Raw genomic sequence first — 18,476 nt, 5'->3', positions numbered from 1 at the left:
TCATCGGCGGCTCGTCCTCGGTGCACTTACTTTTGGTGCGGAACAATTGCCGCGTCAAGAGCTGTGCGCGGATTGTTTCCCTGGCGGAGATCGCGGCCTAGACTGAGCGCATTACTTCCATCATGAAACAAACGACCATGTGGGAGTCTGACATCCATGACCACAGGTACCGCCAGCTGGCTGCCGCTCAGCACGGGGGAGCGCGCGGTGGCGCTCGAGGTGCTGGTGCACGGCCCGCTGTCCCGCGCCGAGATCGCCAGGCGACTGAGCCTCTCGGCCGGAAGCCTCACCCGGCTGACCAAGCCGCTGCTCGAATCGGGCCTCCTCGTCGAGGTCCCCGAGGGGGCCCCGCTCGCCGAGGTGCGGCAGGGGCGCCCCTCGCAGCCGCTCGACATCGTCGCCGAGTCCCGGTCCTTCGTGGGCTTCAAGATCACCGAGGACATGGTCTACGGCGTGGTCACCACGCTCAGGAGCGAGATCGTCGCCCGCTACGACCGCCCGCTCACCACGCACGACCCGGACCGCGTCGCCGACCAGCTGGGCGAGATGGTCGCCGGGCTGGCCCGTGCCCATCCCGGGCTCGCCGGTATCGGCATCGGCGTCGGCGGCCTCGTGCAGGGCCGCGCCGTGGTCGACGAGTCACCCTTCCTCTCCTGGCGTGACGTGCGTCTGGCCGAACTCGTCGAGGAGCGCACCGGGTTGCCGGTCGTCGTCGAGAACGACGTCGCCGCGCTCGTCGAGTCCGAGACCTGGTTCGGCGGCGGACGCGGCCTGGAGCGCTTCGTCGTCCTCACCATCGGGGCGGGCATCGGCTACGGCCTCGTCCTGGACGGCAGGCGGGTGCCCTGCGCCGAGGAGGACCGCGGGTTCGGCCGTCACTGGATCCTGAACCCCAACGGTCCGCTGACCCCCGAGGGGGCGCGGGGCAGCGCGGTCTCGCTGCTGACCATCCCCAGCATCCGCTACCAGATCCGGGCCGCCACCGGACGCGATCTGACGTACGAGGAGATCCTCGCCGCGGCGGCGGAGGGCGAGCCCATGTCCGCACGCGTCATCGACGAGGCGGCGCGCGCGCTGGGCACGCTGCTCGCCCAGATCTCCAACTTCGTCATGCCGCAGAAGATCGTGCTTGCCGGAGAGGGCGTCGGTCTGATCGACGTGGCCGGAGACACGGTCTGGGAAACGGTCCGCGCCCAACGCCACCCGCTCGCCGACCCCGTGCCGCTGGAGACCAAGGTGTCGGACTTCCACGACTGGGCGCGAGGGGCAGCGGTCCTCGCCATCCAGGTGCTGGTGCTCGGCACGGCTCAGACCGGCGGTGTGAACGCAGAGTGATCAGCTTCACCTTCCGTAATGCCCGAAGCGTCGCCTTTACTCACCTGGACCTCACGTCCGACACCGTAGGCTCACAACATGTCCACCAGTCCTGAAACCGTCCTGGAAAGACCGAAAAGAACAGCAGCAGAGGTCAACGAGGAGATCCGGGCCCTGTGGTCCCGGAGCGGCGGAACCCTGAACGGCGACCAGAGGCGCGAGTACCAGCGCCTGGTGTTGGAGTGGGCAGCGGCAAGCTGAAGCGCCCCCAAGGGGTGCGGGGCTGTGACATTCCGCGGCTTCGCCGCGTGGGCGCGACCAGCCACCGACTACCCGCAGACGGCAACGGACCCCGCCCGGCAGCCGGAGCCCGTTCAACCAGGGCCCGTCACCCCCAGCTCCGCGCGTATTGCTGACGGTACGCGTTCCGTTCCTGCTCCGTACGGATGTACCTCGTCGCGACCAGCGCCACCAGACTCCCCGCGATGACCAGCAACCCGGGCCCCGCGTTCTTCGGGTCCGCGAGCCGCTCCAGCAGCGTGGTCACCGTTTCCACCGTCTCCACGGGCTGCACAGCCCCGGGCTCGGCCGCTCCCGGAGGCACGGACCCCTGTGACTCGCCCGCCGGCGGCGCACTCTGGCCCGAGTCGGACACCCCGGCCAGCTTCACGTTCAGCGCCGTGAGCGCCTTGGTGAGCGGTTGGAAGAACGTCGTACCGCCGGAGTCGCAGTCCCCGTTCCCCCCGGACGTCACCCCCAGGGCGACACTCTCCGAGAAGAGCGGACCGCCGCTGTCGCCCGGCTCGGCGCACACCGTGGTCTCGATCAGCCCCGTGACCGTACCCTCCGGGTAGTTCACCGTCGCGTTGAGCGCGGTCACCTCCCCGTCGGCCAGCCCGCTGGTGCTGCCGCTGCGGAACACCTTCTGGCCCACCGTGGGATCGGCCACCGACGTGATGCGCACACCGCGCCCCTCGCCGATCGCCACCACGTTGGACTCCTCGCTCTGGTCCTCGTTGTCGTACTGCACCAGGGAGAAGTCGGCGCCCGGGAAGTTCGACGTGATGGTCCGGCCCACCTGCTGGTTGCCCTGGGTGTCGCTGAACCACACGGAGCCCGCAGGTCCGCAGTGCCCTGCGGTGAGCATGAAGTTGCCCTGCCCGTTGGTCACGTTGAAGCCCACGGAGCAGCGCCCGCTGGTCGAGAAGATGGGCTGGGCGCCGTTGAGCCGCGTGGTGAACGTCCCCTCGGTGCGCTCCATCCGCACCGAGCCGCCGATCTCCTCGGCCATGCGGGTCATGCGGGACCAGTCGCTCTTGGAGACCGTGCTGTCGGCGCGCACCACGACCTCGTTGGACGAGGGGTCGATGGCCCACGAGGTGCCCGCGACGCGCGGCGCCGACTTGAGCTTCTTCGTCGCCGAGTTGAGGTCGTCCATGCTGTAACGGACCTTCTTCGGGCGCGCGCCCGCGGCCTTCACCTCGGCCGCCGCCTCCTCGTCGGTGACCGCCACGACCGGCTCTCCGTCGGACCCGATCCATGAACCCGCCGTGCGGGAGTCACCGAGCTCGGACACGAGCCCGTACCCGGTGTCGGCCACGGTCCGGGCCGTGCTCGTCGGGGGAGCGCTCGCGGGGGGTGTTTCGCTCGCCATCGCCGCCTGCGTGACCATGAGCCCTCCGCAGAGCAGTCCGCCGACGGCCGCCAGCCGCGTCACTCGCCGGACGACCCGTCGTCGTGCGTGCCTCATTCCTTGGCTCCCGAACCCCGCGCTGAACGGCGTCAACCACCGCCAGGGCTCCCATCGTTGAGTGCCCTCCCTTCATACGTGCGGCGGGGCCCGGGCGTTCACCACGAGGCGTCGACGTATCCCATCGCCCGGTTCATGGCGATCGCGGACACGTTCAGCGGATGGTGGACCGTACGGACCGTGCTCACCCCGCACAGCCCGGCGAACCCGATGCCGTACGTCTTCATCGCCAGCGATATGCCCCGCCGCCGGTAGGGGGCCCGCACCCCCGTCATCTCGTTGAAGACGAACCCCGAGGCCCGCTGGTCCGACGTGGCGGCCATCCCGATCCAGGCGTCGCCGTCGAGGGCGAGGACGACACCCCGCGGATCGAAGCCGGGGACGTCGAAGCGCCGCCGGTGGAACTCGTCGTACGTGAAGAACTCGCCGCGCTGCGGGATGTCCGCCGAGCACTCCTTGTTGAGCTCGTACAGGGCGCGCCGGTGCTCGGGGGTGTCGCCGAGCTCGGAGAACGTGGTCAGCCGGATGCCGGAGGTGCGGCACGCGTCGACGTACGGCTGGAAGCGCGCCAGGTCGAAGGCGTCGACGTCCAGTTGGAGCCTCACCCACTCGCTCGTCGTCGACTCGGAGGGGCGGTGCGAGAGGTGCGGGGTCTGCGTCACGGGCGCGGCTCCTGGGGTGCTGTGCGATGCGTGTGTCAACGCGCAATGTAGAGCGGAGTGTTGCGGTCCGGTGGCACAACGTGGATCTTCACAGGTGGACGGCCGTACCGGCGGCGGCCCCGTCTGACGACAAGCCCGCGTCTACCAATCGGTAACTTTCGCGTTGACTTCGCGCCACTGTTGGGCATGACCATGACGAGCGCGGCGACGGTGGGACCCGTCGCCGCTTCCAACTGCAGAAGGGGACGGGCATGAGAACACGCCGTGTGGCGCGCCGGATCGGTGCGGTCTCGGTGGTCGTGGTACTGGGCGCCGGGGGAGCCGTCGGCACCGCCGGAGCCGCCGCCGCGGCCCCCGCCGAGGCCATGGTGAGCACGGCCGCGGCCCAGGCCGCCGCCGACATCGACTACGACACCTGGGAGCGCGACGTCAAGGCCGTCATCGACCAGGCCAAGCCCTACATCCAGCAGCGCACCCAGGGCACCGCGGGACAGAAGCTCGCCGTCGTCTTCGACATCGACAACACCACGCTGGAGACCGACTTCCACCCCTGGTACCAACTGCCCACACCGGCGCTGAAGCCCTCGCTCGACCTGGCCGCCTACGCCCGCTCCCGAGGCGTCGACATCTTCTTCGTCACGGCCCGGCCGGGCATCATCGAGAGCCTCACCGAGTGGAACCTCAAGACCGTCGGCTACCCCGTCTCCGGTCTCTACGTCCGCGACCTCCCGGACCTCTTCGACGAGGTCAGCGCCTACAAGACCAGCAAGCGCGCGGAGATCGAGGCCAAGGGCTACAAGATCATCGCCAACATCGGCAACAACGACACCGACCTCGTCGGCGGCCACGCGGAGCGCACCTTCAAGCTGCCCGACTACGGCGGCCAACTGTCCTGACCGCGATCAGGACCGCGCGGGCCGGACCTGACCGTCCGGCCCGCCTACACTCCCGTCATGGAGGAGACCACCCTGGACGCGCTGGGCGCGGGCAAGTACGTGCTGATCACCACTTACCGCCGGAACGGAACGCCCGTCGCTACGCCGGTGTGGGCGGTACGGGACGCGGAGACGCTCGGTGTCTGGACGGCCGCCGACTCCGGGAAGGTCAAGCGGATCCGCAATCGCGCCGACATCCTCGTGGGCCCCTGTGACCTGCGCGGCAACCCGACCGGCGAACAGGTCCCCGGCCGGGCCGAGATCGTCGATCCCGCCACGACCGAGCACTACCGCCGGCTCATCGCCCGCAAGTACGGACTCGTCGCCCGTCTGACCGTCCTGGGCAGCCGGATGCGCCGCGGCAAGGAGGGCGCGGTCGGACTGCGCATCTCACTCACGCCCTGAGATTCTCCAACTGGACGGCGCACGGTGCTCGTTGGGAGTATGCCACTGGTACTTCCCGCGTCAGCAACGGTTCGCTCCAAGGAGGTTGTCGGGTGTCGCAGGATCGGTCCGCCCCTGACACAGCGGCGTTAGCGAAGATCGACTCGACGGTGCCGCATTCGGCCAGGGTCTGGAATTATTGGCTGGGCGGCAAGGACAACTACCCCGTCGACCACGAGGCGGGAGACGCCTTCCGCGAGATCTTCCCCGGCATCACCGACCTGGCCCGGGACTCGCGTGCGTTCCTCGGCCGTGCCGTGCGCCATCTGGCCGGTGAGGCCGGCATCCGTCAGTTCCTCGACATCGGCACCGGACTTCCGACGGCCGACAACACCCACGAGATCGCCCAGCGGGTGGCACCCGAGGCACGCGTCGTCTACGTCGACAACGATCCCCTGGTGCTCACCCACGCCCGCGCACTGCTCGCCGGCACCCCCCAGGGCGTGACCGACTACGTCGACGCCGACCTGCACGACCCCGACACCGTGCTGCGGGAAGCGGCCCGGACGCTGGACCTGTCCCAGCCGGTCGCCCTCACTCTGATGCAGGTCAGCGGGCACATCGCCGACTACGGCCAGGCACGTGCCATCGTCGCCGCGCTGATGGGGGCGCTGCCGTCGGGCAGTTACCTCGCCTTCAACGACAGCGTGGACACCCACCAGGCGAACGCCGAAGCGACCCGGCTCTACAACGAGACCGGCGCGGCCGCCTACCATCTGCGCAGCCCGTGGCAACTCGCGGGCTTCTTCGACGGCCTGGACCTGCTCGACCCCGGCGTCGTCCCCCTCACCGAGTGGCGCCCCGACCCCGCGACCGCGCCCGCGCGCGGCGAGGTGATCGCCCTCGGCGGCGTCGCCCGCAAACCCTGAGGGCAGAGCCCTCCGCCTCCGGCCCGCCCACCCCGGACCCGCCGCACCCGGAACGCGGGCCGCACGGCGGGGAGAGCGCCTCACGGAGGCCCTGACCATCCCGACGGAAACCCCGGCCACCGGACCCGCGTACGGCGCCCGGCCACCGGACCCGCGAGGCGGCGCGGCGACGCCGTCGGGCGGAGTATCCAGCGCGTATTCACCGCCCGGGACGGGGTACCCGGCGCCCATGACCACGAACGAGTACGAAGCAGCCGCGACGAATCCCGGTGGTGTGGTCGCGATCCTCATCGCCGGAGTTGTCATCGTCTGCGCGCTCATCTGGGCGGTCCGGCTCGGGATGAAGGTACGACGCCGCGAGCCGGGTCCACCCCGGCGCGGCGAGCAGCCCAAGCTGCCGGAGTCCGGGCCCGTCCACGAGACCCGGCAGGTCCGGGAGCCGAACGAGGTCCCGAGGGCCGGGGACGGGGACGAACGGCTCACCCCGCACCAGCTCCACGCCTCCGGGAGCCGGCGGAGCGAGGACCAGACGCGCCGGCGCTGGGACCCGGGGTCGAGCGGTTCGTTCGGCAGCGGCGGGCCGGGCCGGTCCTGACGCCGGCTCCAGGGACTCGTGGGCGCCCGGCGTCAGGAGTGGTCGCCCGCGTGTCCCGTCCGCCAGGCCCATGCGGCGATCTCCACGCGGTTGCGGGCGGAGAGCTTGAGCTGAATGCTCCCGCGGTGCGTCTTCACCGTGGACAGGGACACGAACATGGACGCGGCGATCTCGGCGTTGGTGTGGCCCAGGGCCACCAGGCGGACCACGTCGAGCTCCCGGTCGGTGAGCGCCTCATGGGGCTCCGGCGCCGCGGGCCGCTCGGTCCCCGCCGTCACGTGCTTGAGCAGCCGGACCGTGACGGACGAGGCCCGGCCGCGCGCCGAGGAACAGGGCTGGGAGGTCGCGGCCCTGCTTCCCGCCGTCCCCGTGGGGAACGCCCCGGTCGGCCGAGGATGACGCGGCTCGCTCACCGCAGGTCGCGGGTCACGGCATGACGGCGTGCGTGTCCGTGCCGCTGGAGCCGGTGAAGTTGCTGCTGCCGGTGTAGGTGGCGGTGACGGGGTGGGTGCCGACAGCCAGCGGGATGCTGATGGTTGTGGTGGCGCTGCCGTTGACGAGCGGGGAACTGACGGGGGAGCGGTTGCCGATGGTGAAGGTGACGGTGCCCGTGGGGGTGCCCGCTCCAGGCGGTACGGCGGTGACGGTCGCCGTGAGGGTCACGCTCTGTCCCGGAGCCGACGGGTCCGGGGAGGAGACCACGGTGGTGTTCGTCAGTGCCCGGTTGACGGTGTGCGGGTCGGTCCCGCTGGAGCCGGTGAAACTGCTGCTGCCGTTGTACGCGGCGGTGACCGTGTAGGGGCCGCTGGACCGGTTCGTGTAGGGGCGGGTGACGCCGGCAGCGCCTCCGGCCAGAGGGGCGGTGACGGGGGTGGTGCCGTCGCCGAAGTTGAAGGTGACGGTGCCGGTGGGGGTGCCCGCTCCGGGGGCGACCGGTGTGACGGTGGCGGTGAAGGTCACCGGCTGGCCCACCACTGACGGGTCCGGCGCCGACGTGACGGCGGTCGTGGTCGACGCCCGGTTGACGGTGTGCGCGTCGGTGCCACTGGAAGCGGTGAAGTCGGGGCTTCCGCTGTAGGTGGCGGTGACCGTGTAGGGGCTGCCGCTGCTGGTGGTGTAGGGGTGGGTGGTGGTGGCGGTGCCGTTGGTGAGGGTGGCGGTGGTGGGGGTGGTGCCGTCGCCGAAGTCGAAGGTGACGGTGCCGGTGGGGGTGCCGGCTCCCGGTGCCACGGGCGCGACGGTGGCGGTGAAGGTCGTCCGCTGACCGGCTACCGACGGGTCGGGCGCCGAGGCCACCGTCGTGGTGGTCGACGCCCGGTCCACGGCGTGGGTGTCCGTCCCACTGGACCCGGCGAACGCCGTGCTCCCTTCGTAGGTGGCGGTGACCGTGTAGTGGCTGCCGCTGCTGGTGGTGTAGGGGTGGGTGGTGGTGGCGGTGCCGTTGGTGAGGGTGGCGGTGGTGGGGGTGGTGCCGTCGCCGAAGTCGAAGGTGACGGTGCCGGTGGGGGTGCCGGCTCCCGGTGCCACGGGCGCGACGGTGGCGGTGAAGGTCACCGCCTCGCCCACCACCGACGGGTCCGGCGCCGAGGCCACCGTCGTGGTGGTCGACGCCCGGTCCACGGTGTGCGTGGGCGTGCCGCTGGACGCGGTGAAGTCCCTGTTACCGCTGTAGGTGGCGGTGACGGTGTCGGGGCCGTCCCTTCTGCTGGTGTAGGGGCGGGTGATGGTGGCGGTGCCGTCGGTGAGCGTGGCGGTGGCGGGGGTGGTGCCGTCGCCGAAGTTGAAGGTGACGGTGCCGGTGGGGGTGCCCGCTCCGGGGGCGACCGGGGTGACGGTGGCGGTGAAGGTCACCGGCTGGCCCACCACGGACGGGTTCGGTGCCGAGGTGACGGTGGTCGTGGTCGACGCCCGGTCCACGGTGTGCAGTGCGGCGCCACCGGAGGAGACGAAGTCGAGGTCCCCGCTGTAGGTGACGATGACCGCGTGGGGGCCGTCGGGCCGGCTGCTGTAGGAGCGAGTGGTGGTGGCGGTGCCGTCGGTGAGGGTGGCGGTGGTGGGAGTCGTGCCGTCGCCGAAGTCGAAGGTGACGGTGCCGGTGGGGGTGCCGGCTCCCGGTGCCACGGGCGCGACGGTGGCGGTAAAGGTCACCGCCTCGCCCACTACCGACGGGTCCGGAGCGGAGGTCACGGTCGTGGTGGTGAGCGCCCGGCGCACCCTGTGGGCGTTCGTTCCGGTGGAGCCGGCGAAGTCCGTGTCACCGTCGTAGGTGATGGTGACCGTGTACGGACTGCCCGCAGCGCCCGTGTAGGTGTGGTCGGTGGTGGCCACCGCCTCGGTGAGGGGCAGGGTGACGGGGGCGGTGCCGTCGCCGAAGTCGAAGGTGACGCTGCCGGTGGGCGTGCCCGCTCCCGGGGAGACAGGTGTGACGGTCGCCGTGAAGAACACCGCCTCGCCCACCACCGACGGGTCCGGGACGGACGCCAGTGTGGCGGTCGTGAGGGCCTGGCCCACGGTGTGGGCGTGCGTCGCGGTGGAGTCGGCGAAGTCCGTGTCGCCGTCGTAGACGGCGGTGACCGTGTACGGGCTGCCGCCGGTGGTGGCGTAGGCGTGGGTGATGAGGGCCGTGCCGTCCTGGACCGGGGCGGCGACCGGTGCCGTTCCGTCGCCGAAGTCGAAGACGACCGTGCCCGTCGGCGCCTCGGCCTCTGCGGCGCCCGGGGTGACGGTCGCGGTGAAGGTGACCGGCTGCCCTGCCACGGAGGACTCGGGCGAGGAGCTGACCGAGGTGGTCGTGGGGACCGGGTTCACCGTCTGGGCGTCGTGTCCGGCGGACGAGCTCAACTCACCATTGTCGCTGGTGTAGAGGGCGATGACCGGATACGGGCTGCCGATCCCGGAGGTGTAGGTGTGGCCGACCGCGGCGACGCCGCCCGACAACGTCACCGGAACCTGGGGTGTGCCGTCGCCGAAGTCGAAGGTGACGGTTCCGGTGGGGGTCTCCGCCTGAGGGTCGGCGGGTGTGACGGTGGCCGTGAAGGTGACCGTCTGCCAGGTCGTCGACGGGTCCGGCGCGGAGGTCACCGTCGTGGTGGTGGCCACGACGTCGGCCAGCACCCGATGGGTGCGGACGTCGGTGGAGGAGGCGTAGTCGGTGTCTCCGCCGTAGAAGGCGGTGATCGTGTAGGTGCCGTCGACGGCCGGGTACGTGTGGGTGGCTGTGGCCAGGCCGTCCACGAGGGGCTGCACGACGGCCGGTGTGCCGTCGCCGAAGTCGATCGTCACCGAGCCCGTGGGCCGCCCGCTGCCGGGTGCTGCCACGACGACCCGCGCCGTGACGGACGCCGGCCCGCCGGGATTCGACGGCTCCGGGCTGGACACAACGGTCGTCGCGGTCGGCGCCGGTGCCACCGCCTGCTCGGCGGAGTCCGACGACGGGGCGAAGTCGCTGTCCCCGCTGTAGGCGGCGGCGACCGTGTACGGGCTGCCGCCGGTGCCCGCGTAGGCGTGCGTCGCTGTTGCCACCCCGTCCACCACCACGGCGGTGACCGGCACGGAGCCGTCCCCGAAGTCGAACCACACCGTGCCCGTGGGGGTTCCCGTCCCGGGGGCGGCAGGGGCCACCGCCGCCGTGAAGGTGACCGGCTCGCCCACGACAGGCAACTCGGGCGAGGAAGTCAGCGTGGTGGTCGTGGGCGGATCGACGTAGGTGTAGGAGGGACCGCCGGCGACGCCGCCCGACGTGGTCACCACCACGGGGACCCTGGTGACCGTCCCGGGGACAGCGGGCGGGGCGGGCGGCGCGGTGAGAACGAGCCGGGCGTCGGAGACGACGGTCGGATACACGCTGGTGGTGCCCAGGCGCACCTCCTGGGTGGTGTACAGGCCGATGCCGGTGACGGTGAGCGTGTTGCCTCCCGCCGTGGGACCGGTGGCGGGTGAGACCGTCCGGAGCATCGGGGGCCGCAGGTAGTAGAAGGTACCGATCGTGCGGGTGACGCCGAAGGCGGTGACGGAGACCGGGCCGGCGCCGGTGCCCGCGGGAGTGACGGCGGTGATGGTGGTGTCGTCCACCACGGAGAAGGAGACGGCCGGGCGGTCTGCGAACAGGACCCGGGTGGTGCCGAGGAAGCCTCGTCCGGAGAGGATCACCGGGGTGCCGCCGCCGGTGTGCCCCTGGTCGGGGGAGACGGGCACCGGGATGTTCAGGACGCTGACGGTGTCGGTGCCGGTGTCCGCCAGGTAGAGGTGGCGGCTGTCGCGGGTGACGGCGAGTCCGCTCGGCACGCCCAGGCCGGTGACGGTGGCGGCGCGGGCGTTGGTGGCCAAGGCGATCACCGTGAGCGAACCGGAGCCGCTTTCGCTGACGTAGGCCAGGACACCTCGGGGGCCCATGGCCACCGACACGGGAGCGTCGAATCCGCCGATCACGGTGGCGACGGTGTACGTGGTGGTGTCCACCACGCTGACCGTGCCGGCCGCCTGGTCGGCGACGTACAGGCGCTGGCCGTCCGGGGTGACGGACAGGCCGCGCGGCTGGGTGAAGCCGCCGACCGTGACCACGGCCGTGTTCGAGTCCGTGTCGACGACGGTGACGGTGCCGTCGCCGAAGTCGCTGACGTACGCGTACGGTGCGTCCGGGGAGAGGGCGACCTCGTACGGGGTGCCGCCCACCGCCACGCTCGTCACGGCGGTGCGCGTGGCGGTGTCCAGGACCACGAGGCGGTCGGTGTCCTGGCTGACCACATAGGCGCGGCTGCCGTCGAGGGAGAAGGCGACGCAGGCCGGGGATGAGATGCCACCGATCGCCGCCGTGACGGTGTTCGTCGCGGTGTCGATGACACTGACCGTCCCGGAACCGAGGTTGCTCACATACGCCTCCGTCCCGTCGGGGGCGACGGCGACTCCCCACGGGCCGGATCCGACGGGGACGGTGGCGGTGGCGGTCCGGGTGCCGGTGTCCAGGACGGTGACCGTGTTCGAGCCGAAGTTCGTCACATACCCCGCACGGCCGAGGCGGCCCAGGGCGATCCCGGTGGGGCCGTCACCCACCGGGATGACGGCGATCGGCGCGGCGGGGAGTGCGGCGGTCATGGCACGCGCGCGCCGAAGCATGTCGATGGGCCTGGGCATGGGCAGCTCCCTCCTTGGGACGGCCCTTGCCGGAGGTGCCCCGCCCACGACGCCGGTCAGGCCGTCGTGGGCGGGCGGATGACGGAACTCCGTGCCAGGGCCGGCGGCACGGTGCCCGCCGGGAGAGTGGGTCAGATGCCGGGGCCGGCGACGTACGTGAAGGCGCCGACTGCCGTGTCCGACCCCGAGGGGTTGGTCACCACCACGTCGGCCGCCCCCGCGGTGCCGGGCGGGGTGACCGCCGACAGCGTGGTCGCGCTGACCACCGAGAACGGTGCCGGGGTGCCGCCGAAGGTCACCGAGTCGGTGGTGTCGAGGTTGGTGCCGGTGATGGTCACCGCCGTCCCGCCGGAGGTCGGGCCCGAGGTGGGGGTGAGGGTCCCGATCGTGGGGTCGTCGACGTAGGTGTAGGTCAGGCCGTTGTTGGTCCCGCCCGCGGTGGTCACGCTGACCGACACCGGACCGGCCGCCGCGCCCGCGGGAACCGTGACGCTGAGTGAACTGTCGGAGTTCACCGTCGGGGTGGCCGTGATGCCGCCGAAGGACACGCTGGTGGCCGTGGACAGGCCGGTCCCGGTGAGGGTGATGGCGTTGCCACCGGCCAGGGGGCCGGAGGTGGCACCCAGGGAGGACTTGAACGGAGCGCCGACGTAGAAGAACGGCACCGGGTTGCTGGTCCCGCCGGGGGTGGTCACGGTGACCCCGACGGTGCCGGTGCCGGACGGGGAGACGGCGGTGACCTGCGTCGGTGAGACCTGAGTGATGCTGGTCGCCGACTTGGTGCCGAACTTCACCGCGCTGGTGTTGGACAGGTTCGTACCCGTGATGGTCACCAACGTGCCGCCACCGGTGGAACCCTGATTCGGAGAAATGGGCATGACGGTACTCCTCGCTTGGATCTCAGGGACATGGCGAGGAACCAGCAGGACCAGCCGGCCGACGCGGCATCACCAGCAACGGGGCACCGCGCGGTCGAACGCCGCCGGGGCGGGGGGAAGACCAACAGCCGCACTGCCGCGCGCAGGCGGACCCACAACGTCCGGTGTCTCCTGTGGGCAAAGGGAAAACCGGCAACAGCTGCCTGTCTGAACGTCCCCCGGCACGGGGATGGGCAGCCCGCCGGTTCACCCTTTCAGTAGCCCACAGGGCCAACCGAGTGACAAGACCCCGCCTGCCTCAATCACCCGAACGGGTTATCCGGCAGGACCGTTGAGGAAAGGGCACGGCTCACTCCACGGAAACAGGTCTCCCTCGGGCACACGCGCCGCGCCCGTTTGAACTCTCCGGTCGGCGGCCCCGTATCACTCCACGGGGATGGCGGGAGACCGCTCGCACGGAAGGAGAGCAGTGTGTCGACACCGCCCGAACCGGGGCAGACGACGAGGCGTCGCCCGATCGAACCCACCTACGTCATGCGCCGCCGCCGGACGGAGGCACTGGCGGAACTGCTGCGGGAGTTCGAGCAGGACCGCGCCAGGGCCGAGGGACAGGCCTCTCCGGGGCGCGGTCCCGACGACGAGTACGAGGCCGTCTCTGTCGCACGGGCCCCCGGGCGCATCCTGCCCGAGCCGGAGACCGAGGAACTCCCGCCCGTCCGGATGGGGGAGGACTTCAGCGCGGACTCGGGCCGCCCACAGGACCGCGGGCGCCGCTCCGCACGGCGAACGGGCGGCGTGGAGCTGCGCCGTGCCGCGGTCGTCGTCGGAGTGGCCGCGGCGGCCCTGATCGGCTTCGGCTGCGCGCTGCTGCTGCCGGGCGGCGACGCGAGCGACGAGGCGCGCCCCAGCACCCCGACGCCGGCCCCCAGCGCGCCCGGCTCGGCGCCCCCCACCCAGCAGGCGGAGGATGCCGGGGATCCGGACGGACCGGGAACCCTCCGCGAGGGCGACAGCGGTCCGGAGGTCACCGAACTCCAGGAGCGGCTGCGCAAGATACCGAACGTGTACGACAACGGCTCGACCAGCGGCACGTACGACGCCACGCTCACCGAGGCCGTCGCCCGCTTCCAGCTCTGGTACGGCATCCGGGGCGACGAGACGGGTGTCTACGGCAACGACACCCGTCTCGACCTGGAGTCCCGGACCCAGGCCTGACGAAGAGTCAGCTCGTGGTGAGTCGTACCGACAGGCCGTGCGCCGTGAAGACCTGCTCGGCCCGCCAGCCCTCGGCGGCCACGGTGACCTCGGCGAACCGGCCCTGCAGGGACCGCGCCCCGATGACCGCCACCGTGCTGCCGGGGCGCGGCGACTGCCTGGCGTCGAACCGGACCACCAGCGAGCTGCCCCGCTCCAGCACCGCGCGGCCGTCCACCACCAGGGCGGGGGCGGTGATGGGGGTCCCCCCGCTCGAGCGAAGCCGAGAGTGGGGGAGGTCCAGCGTGACGTCCAGGACGCCGGCCTGCGCGTAACCCCCGCGCACCCGCACGGTGTTGTCACCGGTGGCCAGCGTGCCGCCCGCCACCCGGACGTCACCGCGGCCGAAGGCCTCCTTCGAGCCCGCGGCGAGCACGCCCTCCCTCACGGTGGTGCCGCCCGTGTACCGGTTGGCGCCCGCCAGTGTCAGCGAGCCGCTGCCGCTCTTGACCAGGCCCCCGGGTCCCGAGATGTCGTTGTGCCAGGTGTCGGCCGCGCTGAAACCGCCGGCTGCCGCGTCCATCGTCACGTGCACGTCCGCCTCGAACGCGCCGTAGCCGTCGGCCGCGGCGAACAGGTTCAGCCGGCCCCACTGCTCCCAGCCGTCCAGCAGCACGTACCCCGACGGCAGCGCGGTCGTCCGCAGCACCTCGCGCCGCTGTGCCGCGTCCAGGTACGGCAGCCGCGTCTCCAGCAGCACCTCCGCGCCCTTGGGCACGGTCAGCGGGGTGCAGCGGCCCGTCCGGGTGAGGACGTACGTCAGCCGGGGCGCGACCGCGCGGGCGTTGGCCTCCCGGTCGGCGTACGCGTCGGTGTCCGTGCCCGCCGAGTGCGCGTACGCGTACAGGGTGTCGGCCGTCGTGCCCGTCCGCTGCTGGAAGTAGGCGGCGGCCTGCTCGCGCGCGGCGGCCTTGAGTTCGGCGTTCCTGGGATCGGCGAGCGCGGCGGCGGCGAGGGCGGTGGCCATCACGCGGCCGCCCATGACGTCGACCGTGGAGTGCATGCCCGACATGATGCGGGTGTGGCTCAGTTCGAACGCGCGGGTCACCAGCTCCTGGAAGCGTTCGGGCACCGCGTACGCGAACGCCAGCGCGGCCAGGTGGAAGGCGTTGGTGTGGCCGCTGGGGAAGCCGCCGTCCTCCGCGCCGTCAGTGCTGCGCTGCCTCAGCAACTGCGGGGCCACGACCACGTCGGAGTCGTACACCGGGTACCCGAGCGCGTCCTTCTCGCCGGTGTCGACGACCTCGCTGTGCTCGTTCATCCGCCACGGGCGGGGGTACTGGAAGGCGAACTTGGCCGGGTTGCCCGAGGCGAACGGGCCGCGCACGGTGTCGACCAGCCTGGCCACCTGTCCGAGGTCCGAGTCGTAACTGCCGGCGCCGAGCGCGGAACCGGCGGGCGCGTCGGCGGGCACCGCGTCGTTGATCCTGCCCGACGGCGTGCCGTCCGGGGCGCTCGTGATGGAGGTGACCGCCTTGGCACCCGACTTGTACAGCTCGGCGAGCGGGCCCAGGCCGCCGATCATGGCGTAACTCTGGTGCTGCCGGTCGAAGATGAACGCCTCGCGGGCCTGCGCGTCGGTGCGGGCGCCCGTGAGGCGTGCGCAGTACCGCATGTTGGCGCGCAGCACCTCGGGCATGATCGGGGTGCCGGTGTCCCACTCGGCCCCGGTCTTCCACACCTCGGCGAAGCCGCCGAGCGCGCGGATGACCGCGTTGGTCTCGGGGGTCTGGTTCGCCACGACGTTGGTGGTGTAGTCGTCGACGAAGGCGGCGGGGGCCGTGGCGGCACGGGCCCCGGGGGCCTTCCACCACGTGGCGACGGTCGGAGCGGCGAGGAGACCCGCCGAGGCGCCGAGTGAGTTCCTCAGGAAGACACGCCGGTTGGTGGTGTGGTGCCCGGCTGATGACGGCATGCGGGTGCCGCTCCTTTCACGGTGAACGATCTTCGGGCAGAGACTGGATGCGACGCATGACCGGTTCATGACCAGTCGGCGGCGCGGGGGTGATCAGTGGCTTGCAGGCTGAAGGAGAGATTGTGCCAGTGCCAACGCCCCCTCGACCGGCGGTACTTGAAGCCGAAGGGGCCGCGCGGCGGGAAGGGCGTGCGCGAGGGCTGAGGTGAAGGCTTCGTAGAGCGCGGGCTGGCGCAGGACCGTACTGCCCGCGATCACGACGTCGTCGACGAAAGCGCCGCGTTCGGCGAGCCGGACGACGAGCGCGGCGAGCGCGCGGCCGCCCTCGGCGATCACCTCGCGGGCTATCGGGGAACCGTCCTCGGCGGCGGCGAACACGACGGGGGCACGCCGCCCCCACTCGGCCGAGACGTCCGTGGCGCTCTCCAGCGCCGCGCCCAGGGCGGGGACCTCACTCACGCCGAAGGCGGCCACCAGCCGGTCGGCCAGCGCGTCGGGGGCTTCCCCGCGATCGTGCGCCGCCCACACTGCCCGGGCCGCCTCACGGACGAGGCCGGCGCCGCCGCCCTCGTCGCCGAGCACGGCGCCCCAGCCGCCGACCTGCACGGAGCTGCCGTCACCGAGTCGGCCGACCGCCACCGAGCCGGTACCGGCGACGAGGCCGACGCCCCTGTCCAGGCCGGCGGCGGGCACGAGGAGTTCGGCGTCACCGACGACCAGGCACGGCACCTGAAGCCGTTCCTGGAGTACGGCGCGAAGGGCCTCGCACTGCCGGGGCGTCTCGCAGGCGTGGCCGCCCACCGCGACGGCGGACGGACGCGCACCGGAGGGGAGGGCGTCGTGGACCAGCGTGGTCAGCCAGCCGGCGGCGGCCACGGGGTCGTGCGGCCGCCATCCGCTGCTCGTACGGACGTGATCGGCGCCGGAACCCGTCCCCGCGCGGAGATGGGTCTTGGTGCCGCCCACGTCGATACCGACCGCGACGGGCCTGGAGTCGTGCACGGTGCCTCTTTCGTCGTTGCGGGCGCGTCGACGGCGGGCGAACCGTGCTCGGGAACGGGAGTTGACTGTGTTCTCGCGGGGGACGACCCCGGACCCACGGCAGAAGAGCAGCCGAGTCGCGGTGACCGGCGCGGACCTCGCGAGGCATACCTGAGTAAAAGATCGGGAAGCCCCGGGACGGGCCTCGTGCGGAACACGGCAGGCGAGTACCGTGCACTTCGTTAGGAAGTTAACTAACGAAGTAGGGTGCGCGTCAAGAGGCGCGGAAACCCGATGCCGAACGACCTTGGCGATCTGGGTGGCGCCGGGGGAGTCCGGTACGTTCCCGCGTCGTGCGGCACGCCGAGTGAGCGTGCCGCACGACGCGGGGCGTGCCTGGACTCCCTCCGCGCCGCCCGGCCGCCGCAGCACCATCTGGGGAGAGCATGGACCTGAGCGAGAGCGCGCGTGCGGTGTTCGCCGTGCTGGCCGCGGCGGGCACCGCCACCCGCCCGAAGCTGGCCGCCGGCGCGGGCTTGTCCAAGCCGACGATCTCCTCGGCTGTGGCCGAGCTCGAGGCCGCCGACCTCGCCGCTTCCTCCGGCACCGCCTCCGGCGCCACCGGCCGTACCGCCGTCGTCTACGGCCTCGGGCCGGCCGCCGGCGCCGTACTCGCCGTCGACCTCGGCCCCGACCGGACCCAGGTGCGTGGCTGCGCCCTGGACGGCACCCTGCTCGCCGAGAGCGACGGCTCCCGGGCGGACGCCGCCGACACCGTGCGCCGGGCGCTGGACGCGCTGCCCGCGAACGCCCCGCTGCGGTCCGTCGTGGTCGCCGTCGGTGACGTCACCACACAGGACGGGGAGGGTGCCGGAGAGCGCCCGGCGACCGCCAAGGCGGGCCCCGTCTTCGACGCCATGGCTGTCGCCCTTCCGCCGGGTGTGCCGGTGCACCTGGAGAACAACGTCAACTGCGCCGCGCTCGCCGAGCTGCACGAGGGCGCCGCCCGCGGCCGGCGTACCTTCGGCTATCTGCGCATCGGCGTGGGCATCGGCCTCGGTGTCGTCATCGGCGGCCAGGTGCTGCGCGGCGCGAACGGCGCCGCCGGTGAGGTCGCCCGGCTGCCCTACCCGTGGGACGAGGGCAGGCGGCCGCGCTACGAGGGCCTGGAGGAACACATAGGCGCCGGCTCGCTGCTGCGCCGCACGGCCGAGGCCTGGCGGGACGCCGACGGCCCTTGCCCCGACACCGTCCAGCGGCTCTGTGCCCTCGCCGAGGAGGGACATGCCACAGCCGGAGCCGTCGTGGGCCGACACGCCGCCGAGGTGGGTCGGCTGGCCGCCGCCGTGGCCGCCGTACTGGACCCCGGACTGATCGTCCTGGGCGGCAGCGTCGGCGCGAATCCGCAGCTCGTGCCGGGCGTACGGGCCGAGCTCGCCCGGCTGAGCTGGCCCACCGAGGTGGTCAGCAGCGCCCTCGGCGACAGCGGCACCGTGGTCGGGGCCAGCAGGCTGGCCGTGGCCCATGGAATCCAAACCGTGACCGGAGGGGTGCCAGTGAAGGATTGACGGACTCCATCCCGTTCTGCCAATGTCCGGACAAGCGCTTTCTAAGTCGGCCGGGACGCCGACTCCGGGTGACTATCCCGCCTGTACGCGAAGTACGGCAGCCGCACGAGGGCGTGCTCGTGCGACGACGGCCCTCTTGGCCGGGGACCCCACCTGTCAAGGCGACGCGGCCGGGCGAGGC

Annotated in this window: 13 protein-coding genes and 1 pseudogene; 7 read left to right on the top strand and 7 right to left on the bottom strand. The window is 72.1% G+C overall.

Going from position 1 to position 18,476, the window contains the following annotated elements; translation table 11 throughout:
• The first annotated feature begins 156 nt into the window (after positions 1-156).
• Entirely contained in the window at positions 157-1,335 is a 1,179-nt protein-coding gene (locus ACZ49J_RS04275) for an ROK family protein (RefSeq protein WP_467448816.1), read from the top strand.
• A gap of 367 nt (positions 1,336-1,702) precedes the next feature.
• On the opposite strand, the gene ACZ49J_RS04270 is transcribed toward ACZ49J_RS04275, so the two are convergent.
• Together ACZ49J_RS04270 and ACZ49J_RS04265 are read right to left on the bottom strand one after the other, a co-directional pair.
• A complete protein-coding gene (locus ACZ49J_RS04270) occupies positions 1,703-3,064 on the bottom strand; it encodes a S1 family peptidase (RefSeq protein ID WP_467448817.1) in 1,362 nt (453 codons plus the stop codon).
• A 98-nt stretch (positions 3,065-3,162) separates the two neighbouring features.
• Complete coding sequence (locus ACZ49J_RS04265) at positions 3,163-3,726, bottom strand: GNAT family N-acetyltransferase (RefSeq protein WP_467448818.1); 564 nt, start codon at positions 3,724-3,726, stop codon at positions 3,163-3,165.
• A 251-nt stretch (positions 3,727-3,977) separates the two neighbouring features.
• Here ACZ49J_RS04265 and ACZ49J_RS04260 point away from each other — a divergent pair, with 251 nt between their 5' ends.
• From ACZ49J_RS04260 to ACZ49J_RS04245, 4 genes are all read left to right on the top strand, one after another.
• Complete coding sequence (locus ACZ49J_RS04260) at positions 3,978-4,622, top strand: HAD family acid phosphatase (protein ID WP_467448819.1); 645 nt, start codon at positions 3,978-3,980, stop codon at positions 4,620-4,622.
• A gap of 57 nt (positions 4,623-4,679) precedes the next feature.
• Entirely contained in the window at positions 4,680-5,066 is a 387-nt protein-coding gene (locus tag ACZ49J_RS04255) for a PPOX class F420-dependent oxidoreductase (RefSeq protein WP_467448820.1), read from the top strand.
• 92 nt (positions 5,067-5,158) lie between these two features.
• Positions 5,159-5,974, top strand: a complete 816-nt coding sequence (locus ACZ49J_RS04250; RefSeq protein ID WP_467448821.1) for an SAM-dependent methyltransferase — start codon at positions 5,159-5,161, stop codon at positions 5,972-5,974.
• 229 nt (positions 5,975-6,203) lie between these two features.
• A complete protein-coding gene (locus tag ACZ49J_RS04245) occupies positions 6,204-6,569 on the top strand; it encodes a DUF6479 family protein (RefSeq protein ID WP_467448822.1) in 366 nt (121 codons plus the stop codon).
• Positions 6,570-6,601: 32 nt separating this feature from the next.
• On the opposite strand, the pseudogene ACZ49J_RS04240 reads toward ACZ49J_RS04245, so the two are convergent.
• The 3 genes and pseudogenes from ACZ49J_RS04240 to ACZ49J_RS04230 form a co-directional block, all read right to left on the bottom strand.
• Positions 6,602-6,874: pseudogene (locus ACZ49J_RS04240) on the bottom strand (response regulator transcription factor); the annotation flags it as partial.
• 121 nt (positions 6,875-6,995) lie between these two features.
• Positions 6,996-11,699, bottom strand: coding sequence for an Ig-like domain repeat protein (locus tag ACZ49J_RS04235; protein ID WP_467448823.1), 4,704 nt, complete (start codon positions 11,697-11,699; stop codon positions 6,996-6,998).
• 131 nt (positions 11,700-11,830) lie between these two features.
• Positions 11,831-12,577 carry an IPT/TIG domain-containing protein gene (locus tag ACZ49J_RS04230; RefSeq protein ID WP_467448824.1) on the bottom strand — a complete coding sequence of 249 codons (747 nt, stop codon included), beginning with the start codon at positions 12,575-12,577 and terminating at the stop codon, positions 11,831-11,833.
• 471 nt (positions 12,578-13,048) lie between these two features.
• Here ACZ49J_RS04230 and ACZ49J_RS04225 point away from each other — a divergent pair, with 471 nt between their 5' ends.
• Positions 13,049-13,792 (top strand): peptidoglycan-binding domain-containing protein, encoded by a 744-nt coding sequence (locus ACZ49J_RS04225; protein WP_467448826.1) that lies wholly within the window; start codon positions 13,049-13,051, stop codon positions 13,790-13,792.
• Positions 13,793-13,799: 7 nt separating this feature from the next.
• Here ACZ49J_RS04225 and ACZ49J_RS04220 read toward each other — a convergent pair whose 3' ends face one another.
• Both ACZ49J_RS04220 and ACZ49J_RS04215 read right to left on the bottom strand, forming a co-directional pair.
• On the bottom strand, positions 13,800-15,746 hold the full coding sequence (locus ACZ49J_RS04220) for a phosphatase PAP2 family protein (protein ID WP_467448827.1): 1,947 nt from the start codon (positions 15,744-15,746) through the stop codon (positions 13,800-13,802).
• A gap of 93 nt (positions 15,747-15,839) precedes the next feature.
• Positions 15,840-16,748, bottom strand: coding sequence for an N-acetylglucosamine kinase (locus ACZ49J_RS04215; RefSeq protein ID WP_467448828.1), 909 nt, complete (start codon positions 16,746-16,748; stop codon positions 15,840-15,842).
• 425 nt (positions 16,749-17,173) lie between these two features.
• Here ACZ49J_RS04215 and ACZ49J_RS04210 point away from each other — a divergent pair, with 425 nt between their 5' ends.
• Complete coding sequence (locus tag ACZ49J_RS04210) at positions 17,174-18,295, top strand: ROK family protein (RefSeq protein ID WP_467448830.1); 1,122 nt, start codon at positions 17,174-17,176, stop codon at positions 18,293-18,295.
• Positions 18,296-18,476: the final 181 nt, after the last annotated feature.

It is taken from the genome of Streptomyces sp. NPDC030840 (assembly GCF_055572015.1).
Note: the sequence above shows the minus strand (reverse complement) of the source record. Positions and strands in the feature narration are given on the sequence as shown.

What these genes read in the sequence shown, in the direction of transcription:
- ACZ49J_RS04275 (WP_467448816.1), top strand. Translation starts at nt 157, where the DNA reads ATGACCACAGGTACCGCCAGCTGGCTGCCGCTCAGCACGGGGGAGCGC.
- ACZ49J_RS04270 (WP_467448817.1), bottom strand. Translation starts at nt 3,064, where the DNA reads ATGAGGCACGCACGACGACGGGTCGTCCGGCGAGTGACGCGGCTGGCG.
- ACZ49J_RS04260 (WP_467448819.1), top strand. Translation starts at nt 3,978, where the DNA reads ATGAGAACACGCCGTGTGGCGCGCCGGATCGGTGCGGTCTCGGTGGTC.
- ACZ49J_RS04255 (WP_467448820.1), top strand. Translation starts at nt 4,680, where the DNA reads ATGGAGGAGACCACCCTGGACGCGCTGGGCGCGGGCAAGTACGTGCTG.
- ACZ49J_RS04245 (WP_467448822.1), top strand. Translation starts at nt 6,204, where the DNA reads ATGACCACGAACGAGTACGAAGCAGCCGCGACGAATCCCGGTGGTGTG.
- ACZ49J_RS04235 (WP_467448823.1), bottom strand. Translation starts at nt 11,699, where the DNA reads ATGCCCAGGCCCATCGACATGCTTCGGCGCGCGCGTGCCATGACCGCC.
- ACZ49J_RS04230 (WP_467448824.1), bottom strand. Translation starts at nt 12,577, where the DNA reads ATGCCCATTTCTCCGAATCAGGGTTCCACCGGTGGCGGCACGTTGGTG.
- ACZ49J_RS04220 (WP_467448827.1), bottom strand. Translation starts at nt 15,746, where the DNA reads ATGCCGTCATCAGCCGGGCACCACACCACCAACCGGCGTGTCTTCCTG.
- ACZ49J_RS04210 (WP_467448830.1), top strand. Translation starts at nt 17,174, where the DNA reads ATGGACCTGAGCGAGAGCGCGCGTGCGGTGTTCGCCGTGCTGGCCGCG.